25 protein-coding genes and 1 tRNA gene are annotated in these 23,797 nt (G+C 60.3%); 16 read left to right on the top strand and 10 right to left on the bottom strand.

The window, feature by feature from the left end; all coding sequences use genetic code 11:
- Window positions 1-17: 17 nt before the first annotated feature.
- The 7 genes from fliH (at window position 18) to WA943_RS11185 (ending at window position 7,112) form a co-directional block, all read left to right on the top strand.
- The gene (gene fliH, locus WA943_RS11215; RefSeq protein WP_424469964.1) at window positions 18-710 is read left to right on the top strand and encodes a FliH/SctL family protein; all 693 of its coding nucleotides are present in this window, start codon (window positions 18-20) and stop codon (window positions 708-710) included.
- A 3-nt stretch (window positions 711-713) separates the two neighbouring features.
- Window positions 714-1,073: a flagellar motor switch protein FliN gene (fliN, locus tag WA943_RS11210; protein WP_424469963.1), complete on the top strand. Its 360-nt coding sequence runs from the start codon at window positions 714-716 to the stop codon at window positions 1,071-1,073.
- A 63-nt stretch (window positions 1,074-1,136) separates the two neighbouring features.
- Window positions 1,137-2,510 (top strand): sigma-54-dependent transcriptional regulator, encoded by a 1,374-nt coding sequence (locus WA943_RS11205; RefSeq protein ID WP_424469962.1) that lies wholly within the window; start codon window positions 1,137-1,139, stop codon window positions 2,508-2,510.
- A 41-nt stretch (window positions 2,511-2,551) separates the two neighbouring features.
- Complete coding sequence (gene flhA, locus WA943_RS11200) at window positions 2,552-4,690, top strand: flagellar biosynthesis protein FlhA (protein ID WP_424469961.1); 2,139 nt, start codon at window positions 2,552-2,554, stop codon at window positions 4,688-4,690.
- A gap of 20 nt (window positions 4,691-4,710) precedes the next feature.
- Window positions 4,711-5,805, top strand: coding sequence for an AAA family ATPase (locus WA943_RS11195; protein WP_424469960.1), 1,095 nt, complete (start codon window positions 4,711-4,713; stop codon window positions 5,803-5,805).
- A 21-nt stretch (window positions 5,806-5,826) separates the two neighbouring features.
- Window positions 5,827-6,642, top strand: a complete 816-nt coding sequence (locus tag WA943_RS11190; RefSeq protein WP_424469959.1) for a MinD/ParA family protein — start codon at window positions 5,827-5,829, stop codon at window positions 6,640-6,642.
- A 146-nt stretch (window positions 6,643-6,788) separates the two neighbouring features.
- Window positions 6,789-7,112, top strand: coding sequence for a hypothetical protein (locus WA943_RS11185; protein ID WP_424469958.1), 324 nt, complete (start codon window positions 6,789-6,791; stop codon window positions 7,110-7,112).
- A 13-nt stretch (window positions 7,113-7,125) separates the two neighbouring features.
- Here the strand turns inward: WA943_RS11185 and WA943_RS11180 are convergent, their stop codons facing one another.
- The 3 genes from WA943_RS11180 to fliI all read right to left on the bottom strand — a co-directional run bounded on the left by WA943_RS11180 (window position 7,126) and on the right by fliI (window position 9,444).
- On the bottom strand, window positions 7,126-7,611 hold the full coding sequence (locus tag WA943_RS11180; RefSeq protein ID WP_424469957.1) for a YajQ family cyclic di-GMP-binding protein: 486 nt from the start codon (window positions 7,609-7,611) through the stop codon (window positions 7,126-7,128).
- An 89-nt stretch (window positions 7,612-7,700) separates the two neighbouring features.
- Window positions 7,701-8,111, bottom strand: a complete 411-nt coding sequence (gene fliJ, locus WA943_RS11175) for a flagellar export protein FliJ (protein WP_424469956.1) — start codon at window positions 8,109-8,111, stop codon at window positions 7,701-7,703.
- The gene (fliI, locus tag WA943_RS11170) at window positions 8,098-9,444 is read right to left on the bottom strand and encodes a flagellar protein export ATPase FliI (protein ID WP_424469955.1); all 1,347 of its coding nucleotides are present in this window, start codon (window positions 9,442-9,444) and stop codon (window positions 8,098-8,100) included. The genes fliJ and fliI overlap by 14 nt, the downstream gene beginning before the upstream one ends.
- 373 nt (window positions 9,445-9,817) lie before the next feature.
- On the opposite strand from fliI, the gene ctrA reads away from it, so the two are divergent.
- Window positions 9,818-10,525 (top strand): response regulator transcription factor CtrA, encoded by a 708-nt coding sequence (ctrA, locus tag WA943_RS11165; protein ID WP_424469954.1) that lies wholly within the window; start codon window positions 9,818-9,820, stop codon window positions 10,523-10,525.
- Window positions 10,526-10,612: 87 nt separating this feature from the next.
- On the opposite strand, the gene chpT is transcribed toward ctrA, so the two are convergent.
- Entirely contained in the window at window positions 10,613-11,272 is a 660-nt protein-coding gene (gene chpT / locus WA943_RS11160; protein WP_424469953.1) for a histidine phosphotransferase ChpT, read from the bottom strand.
- Between the two features lie 159 nt (window positions 11,273-11,431).
- On the opposite strand from chpT, the gene cysQ reads away from it, so the two are divergent.
- The 3 genes from cysQ to WA943_RS11145 all read left to right on the top strand — a co-directional run bounded on the left by cysQ (window position 11,432) and on the right by WA943_RS11145 (window position 14,205).
- Window positions 11,432-12,235 carry a 3'(2'),5'-bisphosphate nucleotidase CysQ gene (cysQ, locus tag WA943_RS11155; RefSeq protein WP_424469952.1) on the top strand — a complete coding sequence of 268 codons (804 nt, stop codon included), beginning with the start codon at window positions 11,432-11,434 and terminating at the stop codon, window positions 12,233-12,235.
- Window positions 12,236-12,652: 417 nt separating this feature from the next.
- Window positions 12,653-13,288, top strand: a complete 636-nt coding sequence (locus WA943_RS11150) for a DUF1134 domain-containing protein (RefSeq protein ID WP_424469951.1) — start codon at window positions 12,653-12,655, stop codon at window positions 13,286-13,288.
- 122 nt (window positions 13,289-13,410) lie between these two features.
- Window positions 13,411-14,205, top strand: coding sequence for a hypothetical protein (locus tag WA943_RS11145; RefSeq protein WP_424469950.1), 795 nt, complete (start codon window positions 13,411-13,413; stop codon window positions 14,203-14,205).
- Here WA943_RS11145 and WA943_RS11140 read toward each other — a convergent pair.
- From WA943_RS11140 to WA943_RS11125, 4 genes are all read right to left on the bottom strand, one after another.
- Entirely contained in the window at window positions 14,202-15,383 is a 1,182-nt protein-coding gene (locus WA943_RS11140; protein WP_424469949.1) for an alginate O-acetyltransferase AlgX-related protein, read from the bottom strand. The genes WA943_RS11145 and WA943_RS11140 overlap by 4 nt on opposite strands.
- A gap of 1 nt (window position 15,384) precedes the next feature.
- Complete coding sequence (locus WA943_RS11135; protein WP_424469948.1) at window positions 15,385-16,806, bottom strand: MBOAT family O-acyltransferase; 1,422 nt, start codon at window positions 16,804-16,806, stop codon at window positions 15,385-15,387.
- Between the two features lie 163 nt (window positions 16,807-16,969).
- Window positions 16,970-17,044 (bottom strand) — tRNA-Glu (locus WA943_RS11130).
- 562 nt (window positions 17,045-17,606) lie between these two features.
- Complete coding sequence (locus WA943_RS11125; RefSeq protein ID WP_424469947.1) at window positions 17,607-17,993, bottom strand: hypothetical protein; 387 nt, start codon at window positions 17,991-17,993, stop codon at window positions 17,607-17,609.
- 22 nt (window positions 17,994-18,015) lie between these two features.
- Between WA943_RS11125 and WA943_RS11120 the strand changes: the two genes are divergently transcribed.
- The 5 genes from WA943_RS11120 (at window position 18,016) to WA943_RS11100 (ending at window position 22,483) form a co-directional block, all read left to right on the top strand.
- Entirely contained in the window at window positions 18,016-19,032 is a 1,017-nt protein-coding gene (locus WA943_RS11120; RefSeq protein WP_424469946.1) for an RluA family pseudouridine synthase, read from the top strand.
- Between the two features lie 185 nt (window positions 19,033-19,217).
- Window positions 19,218-20,129, top strand: coding sequence for an RNA polymerase sigma factor RpoH (gene rpoH, locus WA943_RS11115; RefSeq protein WP_424469945.1), 912 nt, complete (start codon window positions 19,218-19,220; stop codon window positions 20,127-20,129).
- A 303-nt stretch (window positions 20,130-20,432) separates the two neighbouring features.
- A complete protein-coding gene (locus WA943_RS11110; protein ID WP_424469944.1) occupies window positions 20,433-20,747 on the top strand; it encodes a PsiF family protein in 315 nt (104 codons plus the stop codon).
- Between the two features lie 175 nt (window positions 20,748-20,922).
- The gene (locus WA943_RS11105; protein ID WP_424469943.1) at window positions 20,923-21,105 is read left to right on the top strand and encodes a hypothetical protein; all 183 of its coding nucleotides are present in this window, start codon (window positions 20,923-20,925) and stop codon (window positions 21,103-21,105) included.
- A 181-nt stretch (window positions 21,106-21,286) separates the two neighbouring features.
- A complete protein-coding gene (locus tag WA943_RS11100; RefSeq protein WP_424469942.1) occupies window positions 21,287-22,483 on the top strand; it encodes an NnrS family protein in 1,197 nt (398 codons plus the stop codon).
- Here WA943_RS11100 and msrA read toward each other — a convergent pair whose 3' ends face one another.
- Together msrA and WA943_RS11090 are read right to left on the bottom strand one after the other, a co-directional pair.
- Complete coding sequence (gene msrA, locus WA943_RS11095) at window positions 22,484-23,140, bottom strand: peptide-methionine (S)-S-oxide reductase MsrA (protein WP_424469941.1); 657 nt, start codon at window positions 23,138-23,140, stop codon at window positions 22,484-22,486.
- A 72-nt stretch (window positions 23,141-23,212) separates the two neighbouring features.
- Window positions 23,213-23,743 (bottom strand): mismatch-specific DNA-glycosylase, encoded by a 531-nt coding sequence (locus WA943_RS11090; protein ID WP_424469940.1) that lies wholly within the window; start codon window positions 23,741-23,743, stop codon window positions 23,213-23,215.
- Between the last annotated feature and the right edge of the window lie 54 nt (window positions 23,744-23,797).

Raw genomic sequence — 23,797 nt, 5'->3', positions numbered from 1 at the left:
AACCGGACGTCATGTAAATGAATACGAAGCGAGCAGTGAGATTTACCTTCGATACGCGCTTTGACGGCGGCGACCAGCCGGTGTCAGAGCCTGCGGAGGCATTGCCGCGCTTCACCGAGGAAGATATTGAGCGCGCGCGCGCCGAAGGCCATGCGGCAGGTTTTCTTGCCGGCCAGGCGGAAGCGCACGGCCAGTCGGATTCCGAACTCGGCTCGGCCATGGAAAGCTTTGCGGCAAACGCCACAAGCCTTCTCGCCGCGCTCCAGGCTGAAGGCGCCGTCATTCGCGGCGAAGCCGTCGCTCTCGCCATGACGGTCGCACAAAAGCTTGCGCCCGCGCTGATCGCCACGCGCCCCGAAAGCGAGATCGAGGCCGTGCTCCGCGATTGCCTTACGCATTTGAACCGCGAGCCTCATATCGTGCTTCGCGTCGCGAGCGCATTCGTCGACCGCCTCAAGGAAACCGTCGATCGCATGGCCATGGAACGTGGCCTTGCAGGCCGCATCATTCTTCTCGGCCAGACCGACATTGCCGAAGGCGACTGTGTTGTCGAATGGGCGGATGGCGGCGTTGTCCGTTCGCGCGCCGACATAGAAAAAGAAATTTCCGAAACAATCGCGCGTTACGTCGCAACACTCGGCGGCGCCAATACTGATCTTGATCGTCTCGCCATGCCCGAGACGCGCAATTCAACATCTTCCAGGAGCTGAGCCATGTCCAATCCGGATGACGAAATCTCCCTGCCCGACCTCTCCAGCGCCGTTCCGCTGAGCGCGGACCTGCCCGTCGAGGTCGAAGACGAGAGCGATGCCGAACGCGTTCGCATGGCGCACGACCTTGAAGCCGTCTTCGACGTGCCGGTCAATGTCTCCGCCGTTCTCGGCAAGACGCATATGGAAGTCTCGAGCCTCCTCAAGCTCGGCCGCGGCACGATTGTCGAACTTGATCGCAAGGTCGGCGAAGCCATCGACATCTATGTCAACGACCGGCTGGTCGCGCGTGGCGAGGTCGTCGTCGTCGATGATCGCCTCGGCGTCACCATGACGGAAATCATCAAGGGCGGCGCAAACTAAACGCCGTCCCGTAAATCATAAATTCGTGTCGCTAGTAAGAATAAAGAAAGAGGAGTGCCGCATATGCGCCTTCTGATCGTCGGAACCCTGAACGGCCAACTCTCCACCGCCACCAAAATGGCCATGGCCAAAGGCGCCAAGGTCACCCACACGGAAACGGTGGAACAGGCCATCGAGACCTTGCGTTCAGGCCGCGGCGCGGACCTTCTCATGGTCGATGTTCGCTGCGACATCGCCGCGATGATCGCAAGCCTTGCTGCCGAGCACATCTGCGTGCCGGTCGTTGCCTGCGGCGTCGACACCGATGCGCGCGCCGCCGTCAACGCGATCCGCGCGGGCGCCAAGGAATATATCCCGCTGCCGCCCGACGCCGAGCTCATCGCCGCCGTGCTCGCCGCCGTCGCCGATGACGGCCACTCCTTCATCTTCAAGGATCCGAAGATGGCGGAAATGATCCGCCTCGCCGACCAGGTCGCACCGTCCGATGCAAGCATCCTGATCACGGGCGAAAGCGGCACGGGCAAGGAAGTCATGGCCCGCTACCTTCACCGCAAGTCGCTGCGCCGCGACAAGCCGTTCATTTCGGTGAACTGCGCCGCGATCCCAGAAAACCTGCTTGAATCCGAACTCTTCGGCCATGAGAAAGGCGCTTTCACTGGCGCCGTCGCGCGCCGTATCGGCAAGTTCGAAGAAGCCGATGGCGGCACGCTGCTGCTCGACGAAATCAGCGAGATGGATCTGCGCCTGCAGGCAAAACTCCTGCGCGCAATTCAGGAGCGCGAGATCGACCGCGTCGGCGGCAAGGCCCCTGTCAAGGTCAACATCCGCATCCTCGCGACCTCGAACCGCGATCTGCAGGGCGACGCACGCTCGGGCCGCTTCCGCGAAGACCTTTTCTATCGCCTGAACGTCGTCAACCTGAAGCTGCCGCCGCTGCGCGAACGCCCGGCCGACATTCTGGCGCTGACCGAACATTTCGCCGAACGCTATGCCCGTGCGAACGGCGTTGCCGCAAAGCCGGTTTCGCTTGAAGCTCGCCGCTTCCTGACCCGCCACAACTGGACCGGCAACGTGCGCGAACTTGAAAACACGATGCACCGCGCCGTGCTGCTGAGCACCGGCCCCGAAATTGACGTCGAAGCCATCCGCCTGCCGGACGGTTCGCAGTATGACAACGCGGCGCCTGCTTTCGGCGTCGCACAAAAGGCTGCAGCCGCCGCCGATGCAGCAACGCGCACCTTCGTCGGACGCACCGTGTCCGAAGTCGAACAGGACCTCATCCTGAAGACGCTCGATCATTGCCTCGGCAATCGCACACATGCCGCCAATATTCTCGGCATCTCGATCCGTACGCTTCGCAACAAGCTGAAGGAATACACAGAGGCCGGTGCCTCGGTTCCGATGCCTGGCGGCGAAGCGCGCGCCAGCTACGGTTGATCTTCTAAGAAACTCTGCAATACGACCGGGAGACGGCTCTGATGAGCGACGCGAGTGCGGCCAATCCAAAGACAGGCGGAATACTGAGCGGCTTCGGCCTGCCCGGCCTTACGCCGCTCGGCATTCTCGGCAATCTTGCCAAGCGCGGCGACCTTGCGCTGGCCATCGGCGTGCTGGCGATCATCGTCGTCCTCATCCTGCCGATGCCCGCCTTCCTGCTCGACTTCTCGCTCGCCATCTCGATCACATTCTCCGTACTCGTTCTGATGACGGCGCTCTTCATTCAGAAGCCGCTCGAATTCAGCGCCTTCCCGACCGTACTGCTGATCGCGACCATGCTGCGCCTCGCGCTGAATCTCGCATCGACGCGCCTCATTCTCAGCCACGGCCATGACGGCACCGACGCGGCGGGCAAGGTCATCGAGGCCTTCGGCCACTTCGTCATGCAGGGCAATTTCGTCATCGGCGTCATTGTCTTCTCGATCCTCGTGATCGTGAACTTCGTCGTCATCACCAAGGGTTCAGGCCGCATCGCGGAAGTCGCGGCGCGCTTCACATTGGACGCCATGCCCGGCAAGCAGATGGCGATCGACGCCGATCTCTCCGCCGGTCTCATCGACGACAAGGTGGCGCGCCAGCGCCGCAGCGATCTTGAAAACGAAAGCTCCTTCTTCGGCGCGATGGACGGTGCCTCGAAGTTCGTGCGCGGCGACGCGGTTGCAGGCCTGCTCATCACCTTCATCAACGTCATTGGCGGCATTATCGTCGGCGTCGCGCAAAACAACCTGAGCTTCGCCGATGCGGCGCAGACCTATACGATCCTGACCGTCGGCGACGGCCTCGTGAGCCAGATCCCGGCCCTGATCGTTTCGACCGCAGCCGGTCTTCTCGTGTCGAAGGCAGGCGTTGAAGGCGCGGCCGATCAGGCGCTCTTCGATCAGCTCTCCGGCTATCCGCAGGCTCTCGGCCTGTCCTCCATCGTCATGGCCATCATGGCGCTTCTGCCTGGCCTTCCCGCCATCCCCTTTCTGGCTCTCGCCGGCGCGACAGGCAGCATCGCCTACTATGTAAAGAAGGCGCACAAGGACAAGGCGGCAGCTCTGGTTCAGGCGGAAATCACCAAAACGGAATCGGTGCCCGCCGCTGATGAGCCGATCAGCACCGCGCTCAAGATGGACGAGCTGCGCCTCGAAATCGGCTACGCGCTGCTGCCGCTCATCAATGGCAAGGATCACCAGAAGCTCACCGAGCAGATCAAGGCGCTGCGTCGCCAGCTTGCAACCGACATGGGCTTCGTCATGCCGTCGGTGCGCATCCTCGACAATGTGCAGCTTGAAGCCAACTCCTATGCGATCCGCGTCAAGGAAGTCGAAGCCGGTCGCGGCGAAGTTTATGTGAACCAGCTTCTCGTCATGGACCCGCTCGGCAATCGCATCGAGCTTCCCGGCCTCCACACGACGGAACCGGCTTTCGGCCTGCCCGCGACCTGGATCGACGAAGGTCTGCGCGAGGAAGCATCCTTCCGCGGCTACACGGTTGTCGATCCGCCGACCGTGCTGACGACGCATCTGACCGAAATCATCCGCGACAACATGGCGGACCTGCTTTCCTACGCCGAAGTGCAGAAGCTCATGGACGAACTCGGCAAGGAGCACAAGAAGCTCGTCGAGGATATCGTTCCGGCGCAGATTACGGTCACCGGTATTCAGCGCGTTCTCCAGACGCTTCTGACGGAACGCATCTCCATCCGCGACCTTCCGACCATCATGGAAGGCATCGCGGAAGCCGTGGGCCATACGCAGAGCCTCAACCTCATCACCGAGCATGTCCGCGCTCGCCTCGCGCGCCAGATCTGTGCCTCTCATTCCGACAGCGCCAACACGCTGCCCCTCGTCACGCTGTCGCCGCGTTGGGAACAGTCCTTCGCGGAATCGCTGGTCGGTCAGGGCGACGAGAAGCAGCTCGCCATGCAGCCGTCGAAGCTGCAGGAGTTCATTGCCGCCATGCGCGACACATTCGAGGATGCGGGTCGCTCGGGCGAAGTGCCTGTGCTCTTGACGAGCCCCGGCGTGCGGCCTTATGTGCGCTCCATCATCGAGCGCTTCCGCCCGCAGACCTTCGTCATGTCACAAAACGAAATTCATCCGCGCGCGCGCCTGCGCACCGTCGGCACGGTTTAAGTCAAAAGGGGTAAAGACAGGTGCGGCTGAGAACCTTCATCGCGGCGAATATGGCCGAGGCGATCGATCAGGTTCGGCGCGAACTCGGGTCCGACGCCATCATCGTTTCGAGCTTCACGAACGATGCGGGCCGCATGGAAGTCACAGCCGCCATCGAAACCGCGCGACCGGAACCGGCCGGAGCGGGCGGCCCGACCGGTGATCTTCCCGAAATTGAAGCCTCGCTGGAGCAGCTTTTCCGCGACCGCCTGCGTGCGACGCCACCGCAGACGCGCAATCCCTCCGGCCATTCCGGCATCGAATTCGACGAAACGCTGATCGCCGAAGCGCTCGATGCGCAAGGTGTGCCAGCGAAATTGCGCGACGCACTTGTCGCCGCATCAAAGGCGCTCGGCCATGACGATGCTGTTGCCGCACTCGCCCGCGCACTCGAGACGCGGCTCGGCTTCGAACCTGTGCCGACATTGCCGCTGACACCGATCATGCTCGTCGGCCTGCCCGGCTCGGGAAAAACCGTCACAATGGCTAAACTCGCCGCCAACGCGGTCATGGAAGAAGCGCAAGTCGAGCTTTACACAACCGACACGGAACGCGCGGGCGCCGCCGCTCAATGCGAATCCTACGGCCAGTTGCTCGGCCTTCAGGTCCATCCCGCAGAAAATGCCGAGGCACTGACGCGCCTGCTGCAAACTTCCGCGCGCAGCATGACGCAAGCGCCGCGCCCCCGCTTCATCGATACGACAAGCGTCAATCCCTTCGACCGCACGGATTTCGCAATCCTGAAACGATTGACCGATACGGCGCGACTGGTCGCCAATGCCGAACCTGTGCTCACGCTGTCTGCAACCGGCGATGCAACGCTCCTCGCCGAAGTCGCCTGCACCTTCGCGCAACTCGGCGCGCGTCGCATTATCGCCACCCATGTCGATATTTCACGTCGCATCGGGCCGTTGCTGGCCGCAGCCGATGCATCGCGCCTTTCACTTGCGCAGATAAGTGTGACACCCTATCTCGCGCGCGGCTTGGGCTCCATGAACCCGACCATTTGCGCGCGCCTCATTCTCGATACGCATGAAATGCGGGCGGAAGCAAAATCGCTTTCCGCTTCGTCATAGAGACAGCGAGGAATTTCGATCATGTCCGCACCACGTATAATTCAGGTGGCGTCCGGCAAGGGCGGTGTCGGCAAGACATGGCTTTCGATCACGCTCGCAGAAGCGCTTGCAGAGATGAACCGCAGCGTTCTTCTTTTCGACGGCGATCTCGGCCTTGCCAATGTGGATGTGCAGCTTGGCCTCTCACCCAAGCACGATCTCGGATCCGTCATCGCGGGCCGCGCGCGTCTCGATGAGGCGATCACCAAATATGAAATCCCCTCGGTCAGCGGCGCGGGCGGCGGCGCGAGGTTTGACGTGCTCGCCGGAAAGTCCGGTTCGGGTGTGTTGAGCGCGCTCACAAAAGCTGAAATCTCCGGCATCACACGCGGCCTCAAGGTCCTGTCGGATCGCTACGCCCATATCGTCGTCGATCTCGCGGCGGGCCTCGATCAGGGCGTGATGTCACTTTGTATGCCGGGCAGCACCACGCTCGTCGTCGTCACCGACGAGCCGACATCCCTGACCGACGCCTATGCCTTCATCAAGCTCCTGTCGATTCAGGAGCCGGCGGCGGACATTCGCATTGTCGTTAATATGGCCAATGACAGGGAACATGCCTGGCGCACCCATGCTGCCCTGACCAATGCCTGCAAGAATTTTCTGGGCCTGAACCCGCCGCTGGCCGGGTTTGTTCCCCGCGACGATCTGGTGCGAGACGCCATTCGACATCAAACGCCGATACTTTTCCGTCACCCCCAGGCAAAAGCCAGTGAAGCCGTGCGCAGGCTGGCAAACGACCTTCTGCTGCCGGTTCCACGCCCCGCCACCATCATCTCCACAAGCTCGCGCAAGTGACTATTTTGCGACGCACACAAACTATTTGTGCGGTGCAATTGAGTGTACTCCGTCTCGATTTGAGATAACCTGCGCGCCTGCTCCAAAATCCGGCAGTTGCCGCTTTGCGAGGCAGGGGGGAATAGTGAGCCGAATTGGGGGACAAAATGCAGCTTACCGAATATGCGAATGAGGCTCTGGCCTTGGCGCGACAAGGCTTCGATACCGTCAGTTCCGTACAGGGAATCATCATCGCGGTTATCGCCGCCGCATTGATGCGCACCTATAGCCAGGTTATCGGCTGGGCGCTCGGCGCAACGATCATCCATGAAGCCGTGACGATCGCCCGTCACGCAATCGCGAACGAAGGCGTGACCATTCCGGACTTCACCAATATGGAAGTGCTGAAGCTCACCGCCATCCGCTTCGTCGGATATCTCGTGGCGATCAGCCTGATCTATCTCATCCGCCGGATATTTCTGCGCAGCTAGAAAGTCGCGAATATCAGTCGCGGAAGTTTTCGTAGTCCAGGGGCTGCTCGATATTGAGCCCCTTCACGAACTGGATCGCAGCCTGGAGGTCGTCGCGCTTCTTTCCTGAAACGCGCAGCTCGTCGCCTTGAATGGCGACCTGAACCTTCAGGCTGGATCCCTTGATATCTTTGACGATGCGCTTGGCCAGCTCCTTGTCGATGCCGTCCTTGATCGCAACCTTCTGGCGAACGCTCTGCCCCGCCGCTTTTTCGGGGTCTTTATATTCGAGCACGCCCGGATCCACCTTGCGCCGCACCAGATGACCCTGAAGAAGCTCATGCATCTGCTTGAGCTTCAGATCGTCGTCGGCATTGATGATGATTTCCTGTTCCTTGCGCTCGATCGTGCATTTCGAGCCCTTGAAATCATAACGCTGCGCAACCTCCTTGATGACGTTCTGGAGGGCGTTGTCGATTTCGGGGAAATTTGTTTTGGAAACAATATCAAAGGAGGGCATTTGGGTCCGCCGCGGCACTTCGTTGATGATGCGCGCATTGTAACGGAGCCGAGACGCTATGGGTAGGGATGCGAGAGCAGGCCCCTCGCCTATTGGCGGCGATGAATACCGATCGCAACCTCGTCGAGTTCCATTTGCTCGACCCGCATCACTTCCTTGCGATGCCTGCGCTTCCGGTTGTCCTCGACGATCTCGTATTTCTTGAGTTCGCGAAATGCGTTCGCAACCTCTTCCTTGGCCGCCTCGATCTGGCGGTCAATATCCTCGATGGACGTCAAAATGTTCTGACGCCGACGGATGACGGATTTTGCGAACATGGGATAGGCAAAATGCGCGACATCGGAAATGCCCGCTTTCTTCTGCTCGGACATGACCTGTGCTTCAAGCTCGCGCTCGCGCGCACGAAACTCCTGAAGCATCAGCTCAAGCTCGGCAAGCTTGCGGCGCTTCTCATCGACATGAAACCGATGCAGGCGGATAAGCGATTCACGGTTGCGCATTATTCACCTCCTTCGGGGGCATAGGCTGCGAGAGAATGCTTTCGAGCATGGCGTAACCAGTTGCCATGTCGGTCGCCTCGTCCTTGCGTTGTCCAAGAAATTTGTCGAGCGCCGGTTGATAGAAAATGGCCTCGTCGACAAGCTGGTCCGATCCCGAGCGATAGGCGCCCAGCCGGATCAGTTCTTCCATATCGTCATAGGTCGCAAGCAGACCGCGCGCACGACGAATGAGTGCGTTCTCTTCTTCGCTGTTGCAGCCCGGCATGGTGCGCGAAACCGACTTCAGAATATTGACCGCCGGATAGCGCCCGCGTTCCGCAATCGAGCGCTCCATGACGATATGCCCGTCAAGAATCGAACGGACGGCGTCCGCGACAGGCTCATTATGATCGTCGCCATCGACAAGCACGGTGAAAATGCCCGTGATCGTGCCCTGCCCCGTGCCCGGTCCGGCACGTTCAAGAAGTTTCGGCAACTCGGCAAAGACGGTCGGCGTATAGCCCTTGCTGGTCGGCGGCTCGCCGGCCGAAAGGCCGATCTCGCGCTGCGACATCGCAAAGCGGGTCACGCTATCCATCATGCAAAGCACGTCTTCGCCCTTGTCGCGGAAGAATTCCGCGAGGGTCAGTGTGAGATAGGCCGCCTGACGGCGCATCAGCGCCGCCTCGTCCGACGTCGCGACAACGACGACGGAACGCGCAAGACCCTCCGGCCCGAGATCGTCTTCAAGGAATTCCTGCACTTCGCGGCCGCGCTCACCGATCAACCCGATCACGGCGACGCCGCAAGCCGTGTTTCGCGCAAGCATGGAAAGCAGCACGGACTTGCCCACACCCGAGCCCGCAAAAATGCCCATGCGCTGCCCGCGGCAGCAAGAGAGAAATGTATTGAGCGCACGAACGCCGAGGTCGAGCTTGCCGCGCACGCGCTGGCGCGTATGGGCAGGCGGCGGCGCATTGCGCAGCTTGTAGGGAAGCGATCCTTGCGCAATCGGACCCTTACCATCGATCGGCTCACCCATCGCATTGACGACGCGACCAAGCCAGGCGCTGGTCGGATAGACATGCGGCTCTTCGGCGCTGACGACCGCCTTGCAGCCGACACCGATGCCCGCAAGCGATCCGAACGGCAGGCAAAGCGCGCGGCCGTCACGAAAGCCGACAACCTCGCATTCAATGTCCTCGCCGTTTCGGCTCGATACGGCAAGCCGCGAACCAACGCCCATGGCATGCAGCGGCCCGGCGATTTCCACCATCAACCCCTGAATGCTCACGACCCGGCCATAATGTTTGACCTCGGCCAGTTCGCCTATTTCCGCCAACAACGCTTGCACGCCTCAAGGCCCCCGTATCGATCAGTTTCCCGCTCGCCATGCGCGAACCGGATTGTGAGAAATGTCACTCTCAACGAAATCTTCGGGTAATCTTGACCGGAAGGTTTTAAGGCCGCGTAAACCTTGGCAATGGAAATTGCTCCATGGCGGCACGATCCGGCGCTTGCGAAGTGAGTGCCGAGCAGCGTCTGCAAGCGGGTCAGTCGAGCATCAAATGCTCCAGCCCATGCATGCATGAGCATTCATATAAAATTTTCTCAAAATTTTTGACTTCGGTTAACCTTTATTAACCAAATCGCGTTAGTGTCTTCATTGTGGATTAATTTTGGGCTGCAGCGGTAGACAGACAATCTGAACCGCAAAGAGGGGCACCATGCGAGTTCTGCTCATTGAAGACGATAGTGCAACCGCTCAGAGCATCGAGCTGATGCTGAAATCTGACGGTTTTAATGTGTACACCACCGACCTTGGCGAAGAAGGGGTCGATCTGGGCAAATTGTACGATTACGACATCATCCTTCTTGATCTGAACTTGCCCGATATGAGCGGCTACGAAGTTCTGAAGTCGCTCCGCCTTGGCAAAGTCACGACGCCGATCCTGATTCTCTCGGGCCTTGCAGGCATCGAGAACAAGGTGCGCGGCCTCGGCTTTGGTGCCGACGACTATATGACCAAGCCCTTTCACAAGGATGAACTCGTCGCGCGTATTCACGCCGTCGTGCGCCGTTCGAAGGGCCACTCCCAGTCCGTCATCAATACGGGCAAGCTCACTGTCAATCTCGACACCAAAACTGTGGAAGTCGAGAACAGCCGCGTCCATCTGACGGGCAAGGAATATCAGATGCTGGAGCTTCTCTCGCTCCGCAAGGGCACGACGCTGACCAAGGAGATGTTCCTCAATCATCTCTATGGCGGCATGGACGAGCCCGAACTCAAGATCATCGACGTGTTTATCTGCAAGCTCCGCAAGAAGCTCGCAGCATCCACGGGCGGCGAACACTACATCGAAACCGTGTGGGGACGGGGCTATGTGCTGCGCGATCCCATCGAGGGAAGCATGCCGGTTCAGGCAACTGCCTGATCGCATCTCGCGCATACAGAACTGGAAAGGGCGTCTCCTCGGAGACGCCCGTTGCGTTTCGGCTTGCTGACGTAGCGTCAGCCCTGCTCACTCGCCGTTGGGCGATGCAGCTTTCGCTTCAATCAGAAATTCATCGCCATCCATCCGCGCATCGATCGCGTGGCCGAGCGAGCGTGCGACGACACCGGTGAAATAAGGCTGCGCGGCCCGCGCATCCAGAGAACGGTCAAGCGCGACGCCGCCGAGGAACGCCGCCGTTTCGTCCGGCACCCTCGCCGCCTGCCCGCGCGAGCGAACACGCAATATCGGCGATTTCAGCTCACCCTCAATTGTCAGAGCAATCTCGCCGCCGCGCGGAATGGCGGCAATGCCGATCAGCAGCATGTTCAGCGCCAGCTTCACATAGTCCTTGCCGATGGTGGCATGCGGCGCGTCCCAGGTCAGCTTCGCCTTCTCGCTCTTCATCAGGCCTTCCGCAACGACCCGCGCATCGCCGAGATCGAGCTCAGACCCCACCGCCCCGGCTGCACCAAAGGCCAGACGCGCGAACTGAAGCTTTGCTGACGCCTGCGCCGCGCTCTTCGTGATGAGATCCATCGCATGAACCCGCATTTCGGGATCATCGTCGTCGGCCAGCACCTCAAGCCCGTTGGTGATGGCGCCCACCGGACTGATGACGTCATGGCACACGCGGCTGCACAGGAGCGCCGCCAGCTCCAGCGCCGAAATCTCTTCTATATCGCTCATCTGCTGATGCCCCGGATATGCAATCATGCCCTCAAGCCTGATACCATCGGCCCGCCCAAGAAACCAGCCTGCAGAGCCGGAGGAGCGACACTCGCCGTCTTGACCCCGGCGGCGTCAGGTGGTGTTGTCCGCGCGCACAAGAAGAAGAGAGTTGTTTCTATGGTTGCCGATCGCGCTGCCCTGACGGAAGACCTTTGCCGCCTCGCCCTCAAGGCTGGCGCCGCCATCATGACGCATTACGCCAACGGCGTCGAAGCCATGCGCAAGGAAGACAATTCGCCCGTCACCATTGCCGACCAGGATGCCGAACGCATCATCCTCGACGGGCTTCAGATCATTGCACCCGATATTCCGGTCGTCTCCGAGGAACAGGCAGCGGCAGGCCATATCCCGGCGATTGCAGAATGCTTCTTTCTCGTCGATCCGCTCGACGGCACCAAGGAATTCCTGAACAGGAACGGCGAATTCACGGTCAATATCGCATTGATCGAAAATCGTGTGCCGGTCGCGGGCGTCGTTTATGCCCCGGCGAAAGAGCGCCTGTTTTACGGCTCAGGCCCCGGCGAGGCCTATGAGCAGGTCATCGCTCCGAATACGGAAGGCTCGCTCGACAGCGCCACGCGCCCGCATCAAATCCGCGTGCGCAAGCCTGCCGAAGACGGCCTGGTCATCATCGCCAGCCGCACGCATCGCGACCAGAAGACAGACGAATATCTCAACCTCTACAGGGTGAAAGAATTTCTGGCCGCGGGTTCGTCGCTGAAATTCTGCCTGATCGCCGCGGGCGAGGCCGATCTTTACCCCCGCCATGGCCGCACCATGGAATGGGACACGGCGGCGGGCCATGCGGTGCTTTCCGCAGCCGGCGGCAGCGTCACACAGCTTGACGGCATTCCCCTTCTCTACGGCAAAACCGAGCGCGGTCTCGACAATCCGTTCTTCGTCGCACGCGGCGGCGTCTGAAATAAAACGGCGCCCCTCGCAAGAGAGGCGCCGTCCCGTGGGACTCTGCCGCATGTAACGTCAGGGTCCGGTGCTGTCGAGGCCACGGACATAGACAAACCGGTCGGCGCGAACTCCGATCTTGGCCCCCCGACCCTCGGTGGCTCGCGCCGACCTCGCCTGCCTGAAACACGGCGGCGAAGCTGTCTGACGTGAGAGGTTTGCAATCCCCATGCCCATGCTGGAACAGGCATTTTGCGCTAAAATGACACGCACCCCAACAGGCACGCCTTTATTTTCCCATTTATTGACACATTCCGCCACCTTTATGCCGCGATAGAAACGATAAACTTGGGCGAGTGAGTCGGGCCTGCCGCGATACGCACTTTCCGGTCCCGGACCGTCCAGACCGTCCGAACCCCCAGAAGGATTGCTCCCATGTTCCATATGACGTCGACGCAAACCGGCAAGCTTCGGGGACGCATCGTTTGCAGCCTCGCCGGGCTTTTCGCCGCCGCCACCCTCGCCGCCGCGCCTGCCTGGGCCGACGCCGTGAATCAGCAGGCCCCTGCCGTAAAAAGTCAGGCGAACAGCACCTATAGCGAGCAGGAAATCGTGATGGAGGCGGGCACCGTCTTCGGCGGCGCGGCCAAGGGCCTTGCCGACGCCGTCCATACGGTGTTCCAGAAATACGGTGAGCCCAACGCCTATATCAAGGGCGAAGAGGCAAGCGGCGCCATCGTGCTGGGCCTGCGCTATGGCTCGGGCACGCTTCATATGAAAAACGGCACGCAGCAAAAGGTCTTCTGGCAGGGACCGACCGCCGGTTGGGACTTCGGCGGCAATGCGGTGAAGGTTTTCACGCTGATCTACAACCTGCCCGACGGCCAGACGATTTATCAGCGCTTCCCCGGCGTCGAGGGCAGCGCCTATCTGATCGCGGGCATCGGCATCAATTATCAGCAGCGGGAGAATGTCATTCTGGCCCCGATGCGTTCAGGCGTCGGCCTGCGGCTCGGCGCGTCGGTCGGCTATCTGAAATACACCAAGGACCGCGAATGGTTGCCCTTCTGACACGCTCCGGCCTTTAACAAAGGGGCCGGCAGCCTCGATGCTGGAAGGCTCCTTTTATTTCTGGCAGGGTGGCCCAGTTCGTCGCCCTGCCGGTTCCCGTTCCCCGCTGCAAAGAGGTGCCCATGATCGAGAGCCTGATGCTGATAGCGCTTGGCTTTTTGACCGCGACGTTCCTCGCTCTCATTGCAGTCCAGCTTGTGTGGCGCCGCGCCGTCACGGTGACGACGCGCAAGCTTACAGGCGATATCGACCTCATAGAAGCGCATCAGAACGTCGAAAAGATTGCGCATCTCGAAGCCGCCCTGCAGGACAAGCAAAGCGAGTTCACATCCCTCTCGCAGCAGCACGCGCAACTGGAATCAGCGCTGGCCAAAGCCGTCGACGAGGCCCATTCCCTCCACAGCGAAATCGCCGACCTGCAAGTGCAGCATGATGCGGCGCGGAGCGAGGCGGAAATCCGTCAGCAAAATCTTGTCGCCCTGCAATCGCGCGTCGACGAGCTTGAGACAGCCGCACGCGCAGAAATCGACCGTCGCGGCCTTGTGGAAACGCAACTCAGAAGCCTCAGCGAAAAAGCCGCGCGGCTGGTGCACGACATGAACGAGGCGACGGCGCAAATCGCCGATACGCGCGGGCTGCAATCGGCCTTCGCCACGCCCGCCCCCGCGCGCCGCATGCGCGAACCTCAGGCGCCCGTCACGCTCGCCCCATTTCCGACCGATGATGAACCGCATGACGGCGAGTTGCGCGAGCTGGCCGAGATCAAGGCATCGCTCTCAAGCTTCAGCGAGCGCGTGCATGCCGGTTTTTCTTCTGGAGAAGCCGGGCACGACGAGAAGGAAGCTGACGCCACGCTTCCCAATGAACGCTTCCTTGCCGATCGCATTCGCGCGCTTGAAGCAGGCGTCGCGCCTTAAGGCACGACCTGGCTGTTCTGCTCCGCCTGCTCCCTCAGTGATTTTTGATCCGCACCTTCAGGCATGCCCCTCGGGCTGCGCCCCGGCGCGCAAAGCGCATAGCGCTCGGTGGGTGCCAGAATGACGAGGTCCGGCTTATAGGTCTCGATGAGACCCCAATCGAAAGCGCATTGGTTGTGATGCGTCCAGATGAGGCGCTTTGCATGCAGCATGATCGGATCGCGAAAATGTGCGCGCGTGAACGAGTCGCCGATCACCATCACCGTCGGCCCTGATGCATCGGGCGCATCGCGCGTCACCACATAGCTCGGCATCACATCGCGGTCTTCAAGTACCTCCACCGTGAATGCTGCGGGCCTGTAGCTCGCAAGATCGAGCGCCATCTGCCGGTCCGTCACATATGCTTCGACGCCCAGCATGCGCGCAAGATCGCCGCCATGCGCGGGCTCAAAGCCCTTCTCGACGCGCGCGGGATCGAGCTGCCAGTCGGCAAGGCCTGCTGCCTGCATGACCGCGTTGTAGCTCAGCAGCGCGCCGCGATTGTTCCAATGCGTATCGGTCTTGAGATAGACCTCCTCGCGCGCCTGCTCGTCGCGCAACAACGCGCGCAAGTCGGCAAAGGGAATGTGGCGCGCAAGGAGCGCCTCCTGAAGCACGTCATATTCCGTCCTGACGTCCCCGACCTTCGCCCAGCCGGGCAAATCCTCGCGATTGATGCTCTGGCTGTTTGGCGGCACGGCAACGACCAGCGCCGCGCCACGCTTGCGAAGTTCGCGCTGAAGATCGAGCGCCGTATCGGCAAGCTGCGTCACCAGCGGCACGCGCATGCGCAAACCCATGGACTGTTGAAACACGGCGTCGTCGCTGAGAAAAAGCCAGCCGTTACGGCCGAAGACGACGCGATCCGTCGTCGGCGAGCGCAGCGCATAACGCAGACGCGCATTGATATCGAGAAGCGCTTCGCGAAATCCGAACCGCTCCTGCACCCAGACATCGACGCCACGCGGCAGGGCCAGCCATTCCGACATGGATTGCGGCCAGTGAAGCTCCGCATCGCTTTTCGCAGGCGGAGATTGCAGCGCGCCGCCAATCATCGGTAGCCAAAGGAACGGCAGCACCAAAGCGAGCCAGATGCGCCGGTGTTTTGCGAGCATGCCTCTGCTGGTTTCCAAACTCATGTCAGAACCGGAAATAGAGGAAAGGACTATAGGTGCCGCTGCTGACGGCCAGCACAGAGAAGCCGATGAGCAGGCTGACAAAGGCGAAATCCATCGCCTTCGAATTACGAAGGAAAACGAAAAACGCGCCCTGGCGCGGCCGCGTTCCATTGGAGCGCGGCAAGAGCGCAAGCGCCGCGCCGACCGCCAGCGCGCTGACCGTCGCCGGGTAAAGCGCGAGATGCATGCGCGTATCGAGCGCGCCGACGCCATGAAGCCCGGCAAGCCCTTTGAACATGTTGAGCGCATGCGGCAGATCGATGGCGCGGAACCACACCCAGCCCAGCATTGCGGCCAGAAGCGCATAGGCCCAGGCGAGCTTGTCCGGCCAGGTCTTCAGCCACGCTCCCAGGCCTGCGCGCTCGATGACGAGCAACGCACCATGATATGCGCCCCAGATGACGAAGTTCCAGCTCGCGCCATGCCACAATCCGCAGAGAATGAAGATGGTCGCGAGATTGCGATAAGTCGCAAAGGCCGAGCCGCGATTGCCGCCAAGCGGAATGTAGAGATAGTCGCGGAACCAGGTCGACAGGCTCATATGCCAGCGCCGCCAGAACTCAGTGATTGAACGCGACGTATATGGCAGGCGGAAGTTGCGCGGGAAGCTGAAACCGAAGGCGACCGCAAATCCGATCGCCATGTTTGAATAGCCCGCAAAGTCGAAATAGATCTGCACCGCATAGGCCGAAAGCCCAAGCCAGGCTTCGATAAGCGCGGGCTTTGCGACCTGATCGAAAGCGGCATCCGCAATTCGCGCCACCTGATCGGCAATCAAAACCTTCTGCGCAAGGCCGATGACGAATATCCGCGCCCCCGCACTGACGCGCCCGAATGTCGTGCGCCGCCGATCGATCTGCCGCGCGATCTTCTTGTAGCGAACGATGGGGCCCGCAACGAGCTGCGGAAACATCGAAATATAAAGCGCGACATTGGCGAGACTGCGCGCCGCCTTCGAATTCCCGCGGTGGATGTCGACGAGATATGAAATCGAGTGGAAAGTGAAGAACGAAATGCCGAGCGGCAATTCAATGGCGGGCACCGGCACCGACGTCCCGAACTCCGCCAGCACATGATTGAGATTGATCAGCGCGAAGTCGGCATATTTGAAGACGATCAGCACGAGCAGATTGCCCGCAATCGCAAGGCCCGTGACCCAGACGCGCCGCTCGGCAGGCGTCCGCTCGATGATCAGCGCCGCCCGCCAATTGCCCACGATGGAGCCGAGCATGACCAGCACGAACCAAGGCTCGCCCCAGGCATAGAAAAACAGCGAGAAGACAAGCAGCACCGCATTGCGCGCCGCCGTTGTCTGCATCAGGAAATAGAAGGGAATGAAAAGCGGGAGAAAGTAGAAAAGGAAGGGAATCGAGGAAAAGACCATGATCTCTGGCGAGAAAAGCGCTGCGGGTCACGGACGGTCGAGCTATTCGCCCAACTTGTCAAATCGCCGCCAAGCGGAACGGCTCTTCTCCGCATACAGATTGTGTGCGGGGGATAAATGGCGCGCATTCAAGAAGGCGATGAAATCCCGAACGACAGGAAACTGGTATCTCCTAGGGGAATCGAACCCCTGTTTTCGCCGTGAGAGGGCGACGTCCTAACCGCTAGACGAAGGAGACGGATCAGTTCGGGCGTTCCGTATAAGACGGCAGCAAAAAGCAATCAAGCTCTATCCACGCGCGGTCCATCGCGAGCGGAATCGGCAAAGCGGTTTTGAGCCTATGCGGGAAAAATTTCCGGGCGGCTCCCGCTCCGGGCGTTCTTCCCGGTTCAAAACCATAGGGTACACACCCTAAAACTGATAAATGCGCTGCGGCAAACGGGCGCAGTTTATATATAGGTGTATTAATCCTATCAATTAATATAGGTATTTTATATATCAAAAACAATAGCTTACCGTGCGTACGAGGGCAGATATCCGACATCGGATCATTTTGCGACGCAGCATTTTAGACTTTGACATTTTGTCACGAAGCCTCGATAAAAGACTTACGAAAGTTGATCGATCCTCCTCCCCGATCTTGGCTTTCAGTAGTTGCCGCCAGCGCCATCCTCCCTCCTCCCCAAAGGTGCTGGCGGCACCCTCCCCCTCCGAAATCCACGCATGCCTGTAACGCCGCCGCGCAAGCGACTGCGCGCGCCGTTTGACGCGTCTTTCTCGCAATATGTGAAGCGTGAAGGCTAGAACTTGCCGTTGGCGGCAAGGCCCGTGATGGATTGCAGGCGGAACCGACCGAGTTCGATACCCGTCTTCACATTGACGATGACGATTTCCTCGCCCTTCTCGCCCGCGATATGAATGGCAAGCCGGTCGTCTGTCATGGTCAGCGTCCGCACCCGGTCGCCGGGCGCAATATTGATGTCGCTGACGCCGAAGCGCCCGCCGGGGCCGACCAGTGAGGCGCTGGCCTTGGGATGAGAAGCGCGTTTGACGAGCGTCGTTACGACAACCGTAAAGCCCGCGACGAGCACGACGGCCATGACAATGATAGCGGTGACAAGCATGCGGCGGGTCCGCAACGAAGGCACCATTTCCATCTCGGGCTGCTGGACTGTATCTTCAGGCATGATGTCCTCAACGGAAGTAGAAATGGGCGGCCAACGCCATACCGTGACCGTAGAACCGGAAGCGGTCGGCATGCGCCTCGACAAGTATCTCACCGAGGCCCTTGGGGGCAAGGCGGCTGAAGAACCCTTGTCGCGCGCCCGCCTGAAAAGCCTGATCGACCAAGGGCGCGTCGCGCGCTCCGTCAACGGCACCTCCAGCGTACTCGATGACGCCTCCTACCGCGTGAAGGAAGGCGAGCATTTTCTCGTCGACGTGCCCGCGCCGACGGAAGCAAAGCCGCAAGCGCAGGCGATCCCCCTCGACGTCGTCTATGAAGACGCCGAACTCATCGTGATCATGAAACCCGCGGGCCTCGTGGTGCATCCGGCGGCTGGCAATCACGACATGACGCTGGTGAACGCGCTGCTTGCCCATTGCGGCGCGAGCCTCTCGGGAATTGGCGGCGAGAAGCGGCCCGGCATCGTCCACCGCCTCGACAAGGATACGAGCGGGCTGATGGTCGTTGCAAAGACCGATCGGGCCCATCGCGCCTTGAGCGAGCAATTCGCCGCACACGGCCGCGACGGCAGGCTGACGCGCGCCTATACGGCCCTTGTCTGGGGCGCGCCGCTTCCGCATGTCGGCAAGGTGGAAGCCAATATTGCGCGCTCGCAAAACAATCGCTCGAAAATGACGACCGTGAAGACCTCCGGCCGCGAGGCGATCACGCATTACAAGGTCAGGGAAAGCTTCGGCGAGCCGGCCATCGTGAGCCGCATCGAATGTCGGCTTGAAACGGGGCGCACACATCAGATCCGCGTCCATATGACAGCCATAGGCCACCCCGTCCTCGGCGACATGACCTATGGCGGCAGCCAGAAGACGCGCAAGTCGAAGCTCTCGCCCAAAACGCAGGCCGCGCTGGAGCAACTGGGCCGCCAGGCCTTGCACGCCCATCATCTGGGCTTCGAGCATCCGGTGAGCCACGAAATACTGGCCTTCGATGCCGACCTGCCCGCCGACATGCAGGCGCTTCTTGATGCGCTGGAAGCTGAATGAGCGTGTGAGCAACCTTTAATATTGGTAACTTGCGCAATAAGTTAGAATTGATACAATCTGCGGCACGAACAGACCTTTTTTGGCCCAAATCCGCCCCTATATAGGGGATCGCTGTCCCGTTGCGCTTGGCAGGCACGAGTTACGGGACGCGCGGCCTGGTTGGGCCGCCGTGAAGGGGTATTTAAATGGCTACGTCGACAAAGCTCATTCCGAGCCCAAGCCCGGAAGTCTCGCTCTCGCGGTATCTCCAGGAGATCCGCAAGTTCCCCATGCTCGAACCGCAGGAAGAGTACATGCTCGCCAAGCGGTGGAAGGAGCATGAGGACTCCGAAGCCGCTCACAAACTGGTAACAAGCCATCTGCGCCTCGTGGCGAAGATCGCCATGGGCTATCGCGGCTATGGCCTCCCCATCGGCGAAGTCATTTCCGAAGGCAATGTCGGCCTGATGCAGGCCGTGAAGCGCTTCGAGCCCGAAAAGGGCTTCCGCCTCGCCACCTATGCGATGTGGTGGATTCGCGCCTCGATCCAGGAATACATCCTGCGCTCCTGGTCGCTTGTGAAGATGGGCACGACCGCCGCGCAGAAGAAGCTCTTCTTCAACCTGCGCAAGGTCAAAGGCCAGATTCAGGCAATCGAGGAAGGCGACTTGCGCCCGGAACACGTGACGACGATTGCCGATCGCCTCGGCGTCACCGAGGCCGAAGTCGTCTCGATGAACCGGCGCCTGTCGGGTCCGGACAATTCGCTTAATGCCCCGCTGCGTCAGGATTCCGAAGGCGGCGAATGGCAGGATTGGCTGGTCGATGACAGCGCGGACCAGGAGAGCAATCTCGGCGACAAGCAGGAAATGAACTTGCGCCACGACATGCTGGCGAGAGCGATGCAGACGCTGAATGAACGTGAGATGCATATTCTCACCGAACGTCGGCTGAAGGACGAACCGGCAACGCTGGAAGACCTGAGCCAGGAATATGGCATCAGCCGCGAACGCGTGCGCCAGATCGAGGTGCGCGCTTTCGAGAAGCTGCAAAAGGCGATGAAGGCCGAAATCCGCGACCAGTCGGATGCGCGCAAGGAAGCCGTCGCAAACCTCTGATTGCCGCCTGATCGAAATTGAAAGGCCGCCCCGAAACGGGCGGCCTTTTTTCGTGCTGCACATCTCCTATTTTATATTCTTTCTACTGAACATTATTGAAATCCGTGCGCTCCATTTGAAAGATCGTCTGATGCGCCGCGCAACGAGACGCACGCCGAAACACACAAGATCGCGACACGGCATCTCATTCATTAATCTTATATAAAATCGAAAATGGCGCCTCGCGGCAGGCGACGACATTTTCAAAAAGCAGGCATATAGTTTCTTCGGGACCAAAGGGGGGCATGCAACGGGAGAAAACCCATGCGCTTGCCCATATTGCTTTTCTGTTTGTCCGTTTCCGCTGTTGGCCTGACCCTCGCCGTTCCTGCACAGGCAGCGACCGCGAAGCAGATGGCACAGCAAGAAAAAATGAAATCCTGTAACACAGAAGCAGGATCCGAACATCTCAAAGGCGACGCACGCAAGGACTTCATGAGCAAGTGCTTGAGCGCAAAGCCTGCCGCCATGACGTCGCAGCAAGAGAAGATGAAATCCTGCAACACGGACGCTGCCACACAGCATCTGAGTGGCAATGCTCGCAAAGCCTTCATGAGCAGTTGTCTCAAGAAGTCATAGGACAGACGATCTGCCCCGCCGCACTCATTGCGGCGGGTGCGCTTTTCAAGTGTCCCGCTTCCTCGCTCACCATCTGAGCGAGGGAAAGGACGCTGTGTGCATTCGGGCGAGACGCCACAAAAAAATCCACACATTCGCAATCATGCCGCTACAGCTCAATCGAATGGAGGCACTGATGGGACTATTCGACCAACTGACAAACGCCTTGTCGAATACGAGCGGACAAGATGAAACACCTGAAGGCATGTCTGCAATTCTGGCAGAGCTGCTCGGTGGAGCAAGCACAGGCGGAATGGCCGGGCTTGTCGAGAAATTTCAATCGGCCGGTCTCGGCATGCTGAAAGGCAAGCTCACCTGACAAACGGCGATACGACGCATTGATTTGCGCACAAACAATGTGAAAGGCCGCGATGTCAACGCGGCCTTTTCTTGCGACAAGGCGCCGCGCGGGGAAAACACACGTTTACGGTGACAACGGAGCATGTCATCAACGACAAGCGGCAGACTGTTTACGAACACGGCGTTTGGGAGAAAACGACATGGATCAAGTGAACGCGGCAAGACGGGCCTATGACGGCCCGATATTTTTCAGCGCCGGTTTCCGTCCCTTCTTTCTCTCCGCTGCACTTTTCGCAGGCATCGCCCTGCCGCTCTGGATCGCCTTCCTTGAAGGCGTCGCCATGCCGGGCGGCGATGTGTTTCCGCCGATCTACTGGCATGGCCATGAAATGATCTTCGGCTATCTCGGCGCTGTGATGGGCGGCTTTGCACTCACCGCCATTGCAGAATGGACGAAGCGACCGGCGACAGCCGGATGGCTGCTCGTGATGCTCACCGCACTCTGGTTCGCAGGACGCATTGCGGTCGCCTCAGCCGCTGCCGATCTCATTACACCCGACACAGCCGCCGCGATCGACCTTCTCTTTTTCGCCGCGCTCGTCGCAACAATGGTGCGCGAGATTGTCCTCGGCCGAAACTGGAAGAACCTGATGATCCCGGCGCTCTGCACTATTTTCTGGTTGGGGAACCTTCTCTTCTATCTGTCCTTCACCATCGACATCGAACCCCAGTTCGGCCTGCGCCTCGCGCTTGCCGTTGGCGCTCTCCTCATTTCGGTGATCGGCGGACGCATCACGCCGATCTTCACGCGCAACTGGCTGGCCCGGGAAGCAGGCGCGCCCTTCCCCGCGCCTTTCGGCCTGGCGGACAAGGCAGCACTTTTGCTGACCGGCATCTCGATGCTCGCCTGGGCCTGCTTTCCGCAAGCGCAAGGCTCTGGCGCGCTGCTCGTAGCAGCAGGCATCGCGCAGCTTGTCCGGCTCGTTCGCTGGCGTGGCGGCCGGACACCCGACGAACCGCTCGTTTTCATTCTGCATGTTGGATATGGCTGGCTTGTCGTCGCGCTATTGGCGCTCAGCGCGACGATCTTGCTGCCCGACATGGTGCAGGCGGGCGCGGCGCTGCATGCGCTCACAGCAGGCGCAATCGGCGTCATGACGATTGCTGTGATGACGCGCGCGTCACTCGGCCATACGGGGCGCAAACTCACCGCCGACAAAGGCACGATCGCAATTTATGCGCTCGTCAATCTCGGCGCGGCACTCCGCGTGCTGGCACCTGCGCTGCCAACCGACTACGTACACACCGTCGCGCTGGCAGGTATCCTCTGGAGTGCGGGGTTCATTCTCTTCGCACTCAAATATGGACGGTACCTGACAGCACCGCGCGTCGCCTGACTAGTCGGCGCTGACGCCCGTACCAATGGCGCATGTGACGCCTGTGCCACCGAGGCCGCAATAGCCGCCGGGATTCTTGGCGAGGTATTGCTGATGATAGTCTTCGGCAAAATAGAAAGAACCAGCATCGACGATCTCCGTGGTGATCGCCGGGAAACCGCGTTTCGCAAGCTCTTCGCCATATGACTTGCGCGAAGCTTCGGCGGCCCCGCGCTGTGCGGGCGTGAAGACATAGACGCCAGAGCGATACTGCGTGCCGATGTCGTTGCCCTGCCGCATGCCCTGCGTCGGGTTATGGCTCTCCCAGAAGGTCTTCAGCAACTCGTCATAGGAAACCTTCTTCGGATCGAAGACGACGAGCACAACTTCATTGTGGCCGGTGCGGCCCGAGCAAACCTCTTCATAGGTCGGGTTCGGCGTGTAGCCCGCCGCATAACCCGCCGCGGTGACGAGAACGCCCGGCACCTGCCAGAATTTACGTTCCGCACCCCAGAAGCAGCCAAGCCCGAACATCGCAACTTCCGAGCCCGCAGGATAAGGCCCCTTGAGCGGCGCTCCATTGATGAAGTGCAGTTCGGCAGTCGGGATCGCCGCGTCGCGGCCTTTCAGCGCGTCGGCGGGCGCTGGCATTTCGGCTTTCTTGCGCAGACTGAACATGGACAATCTCCTTTGCGGGGCTTTGGCCCATGATATGGGGTTCGGGCGCACTCCGCAAAAGGCGCGCGCGGGTCACGATTTCGTGGGCTCAAGCCATTCCGCAAGCTCGCGCCATGGGCCTATGTCCCAATAGCGGGTGGCTGCGCCCGACGGCGAGGTGAGGACAAAGACTTCGGGAAAGCCGGGGAGTTGCTGCGCTTGCCGGCCCGGCTTGATCTTGCCAGTGGGCTGACCGAGCCAGAGGCTCGCGGCTTTCTTGCTGGTGAAGGCGATAGCGCGGGGACGATAGCGGCGCATCTTGGTTTCGAAAAGCGTTACATCAAAATGCTCTGGCGCGATTTCGTGATCCATGCCGGAGCCGATTTTCGACATGTCGGTAAAGCCGATCTTCAGCGCAAGTAGCTCGCGAAACTCATGCGGCGCGTAGAGGCGCGGGCTCAAGCCGATCTCGTGGAGCGTGCGCCAGAAGCGGTTGCCCGGATGTGCATAATAGGCGCGCTCCGCGGCGGAGCGATGTCCGGCTGCGGTGCCGACGAAGACAAGGTTGAGGTTCGGGGTGAGGAGGTCGGGAAGGATTTCCGTGGGGATGGGTTTGTTCTTCATTCGCTTCAAGACCCTCACCCTCCCGCCTTCGGCGGGGCCCTCCCTCTCCCAGAG

It is taken from the genome of Parvibaculum sp. (assembly GCF_049651025.1).
Taxonomy (GTDB): domain Bacteria; phylum Pseudomonadota; class Alphaproteobacteria; order Parvibaculales; family Parvibaculaceae; genus Parvibaculum.
Note: the sequence above shows the minus strand (reverse complement) of the source record. Positions and strands in the feature narration are given on the sequence as shown.

Excerpts from the sequence above, each read along its gene's own strand:
- fliH (WP_424469964.1), top strand. The coding sequence starts at position 18 with ATGAATACGAAGCGAGCAGTGAGATTTACCTTCGATACGCGCTTTGAC.
- fliN (WP_424469963.1), top strand. The coding sequence starts at position 714 with ATGTCCAATCCGGATGACGAAATCTCCCTGCCCGACCTCTCCAGCGCC.
- WA943_RS11205 (WP_424469962.1), top strand. The coding sequence starts at position 1,137 with ATGCGCCTTCTGATCGTCGGAACCCTGAACGGCCAACTCTCCACCGCC.
- flhA (WP_424469961.1), top strand. The coding sequence starts at position 2,552 with ATGAGCGACGCGAGTGCGGCCAATCCAAAGACAGGCGGAATACTGAGC.
- WA943_RS11190 (WP_424469959.1), top strand. The coding sequence starts at position 5,827 with ATGTCCGCACCACGTATAATTCAGGTGGCGTCCGGCAAGGGCGGTGTC.
- WA943_RS11185 (WP_424469958.1), top strand. The coding sequence starts at position 6,789 with ATGCAGCTTACCGAATATGCGAATGAGGCTCTGGCCTTGGCGCGACAA.
- WA943_RS11180 (WP_424469957.1), bottom strand. The coding sequence starts at position 7,611 with ATGCCCTCCTTTGATATTGTTTCCAAAACAAATTTCCCCGAAATCGAC.
- fliJ (WP_424469956.1), bottom strand. The coding sequence starts at position 8,111 with ATGCGCAACCGTGAATCGCTTATCCGCCTGCATCGGTTTCATGTCGAT.
- ctrA (WP_424469954.1), top strand. The coding sequence starts at position 9,818 with ATGCGAGTTCTGCTCATTGAAGACGATAGTGCAACCGCTCAGAGCATC.
- chpT (WP_424469953.1), bottom strand. The coding sequence starts at position 11,272 with ATGAGCGATATAGAAGAGATTTCGGCGCTGGAGCTGGCGGCGCTCCTG.
- cysQ (WP_424469952.1), top strand. The coding sequence starts at position 11,432 with ATGGTTGCCGATCGCGCTGCCCTGACGGAAGACCTTTGCCGCCTCGCC.
- WA943_RS11150 (WP_424469951.1), top strand. The coding sequence starts at position 12,653 with ATGTTCCATATGACGTCGACGCAAACCGGCAAGCTTCGGGGACGCATC.
- WA943_RS11145 (WP_424469950.1), top strand. The coding sequence starts at position 13,411 with ATGATCGAGAGCCTGATGCTGATAGCGCTTGGCTTTTTGACCGCGACG.
- WA943_RS11140 (WP_424469949.1), bottom strand. The coding sequence starts at position 15,383 with ATGAGTTTGGAAACCAGCAGAGGCATGCTCGCAAAACACCGGCGCATC.
- WA943_RS11135 (WP_424469948.1), bottom strand. The coding sequence starts at position 16,806 with ATGGTCTTTTCCTCGATTCCCTTCCTTTTCTACTTTCTCCCGCTTTTC.
- WA943_RS11125 (WP_424469947.1), bottom strand. The coding sequence starts at position 17,993 with ATGCCTGAAGATACAGTCCAGCAGCCCGAGATGGAAATGGTGCCTTCG.
- WA943_RS11120 (WP_424469946.1), top strand. The coding sequence starts at position 18,016 with ATGGGCGGCCAACGCCATACCGTGACCGTAGAACCGGAAGCGGTCGGC.
- rpoH (WP_424469945.1), top strand. The coding sequence starts at position 19,218 with ATGGCTACGTCGACAAAGCTCATTCCGAGCCCAAGCCCGGAAGTCTCG.
- WA943_RS11110 (WP_424469944.1), top strand. The coding sequence starts at position 20,433 with ATGCGCTTGCCCATATTGCTTTTCTGTTTGTCCGTTTCCGCTGTTGGC.
- WA943_RS11105 (WP_424469943.1), top strand. The coding sequence starts at position 20,923 with ATGGGACTATTCGACCAACTGACAAACGCCTTGTCGAATACGAGCGGA.
- WA943_RS11100 (WP_424469942.1), top strand. The coding sequence starts at position 21,287 with ATGGATCAAGTGAACGCGGCAAGACGGGCCTATGACGGCCCGATATTT.
- msrA (WP_424469941.1), bottom strand. The coding sequence starts at position 23,140 with ATGTTCAGTCTGCGCAAGAAAGCCGAAATGCCAGCGCCCGCCGACGCG.
- WA943_RS11090 (WP_424469940.1), bottom strand. The coding sequence starts at position 23,743 with ATGAAGAACAAACCCATCCCCACGGAAATCCTTCCCGACCTCCTCACC.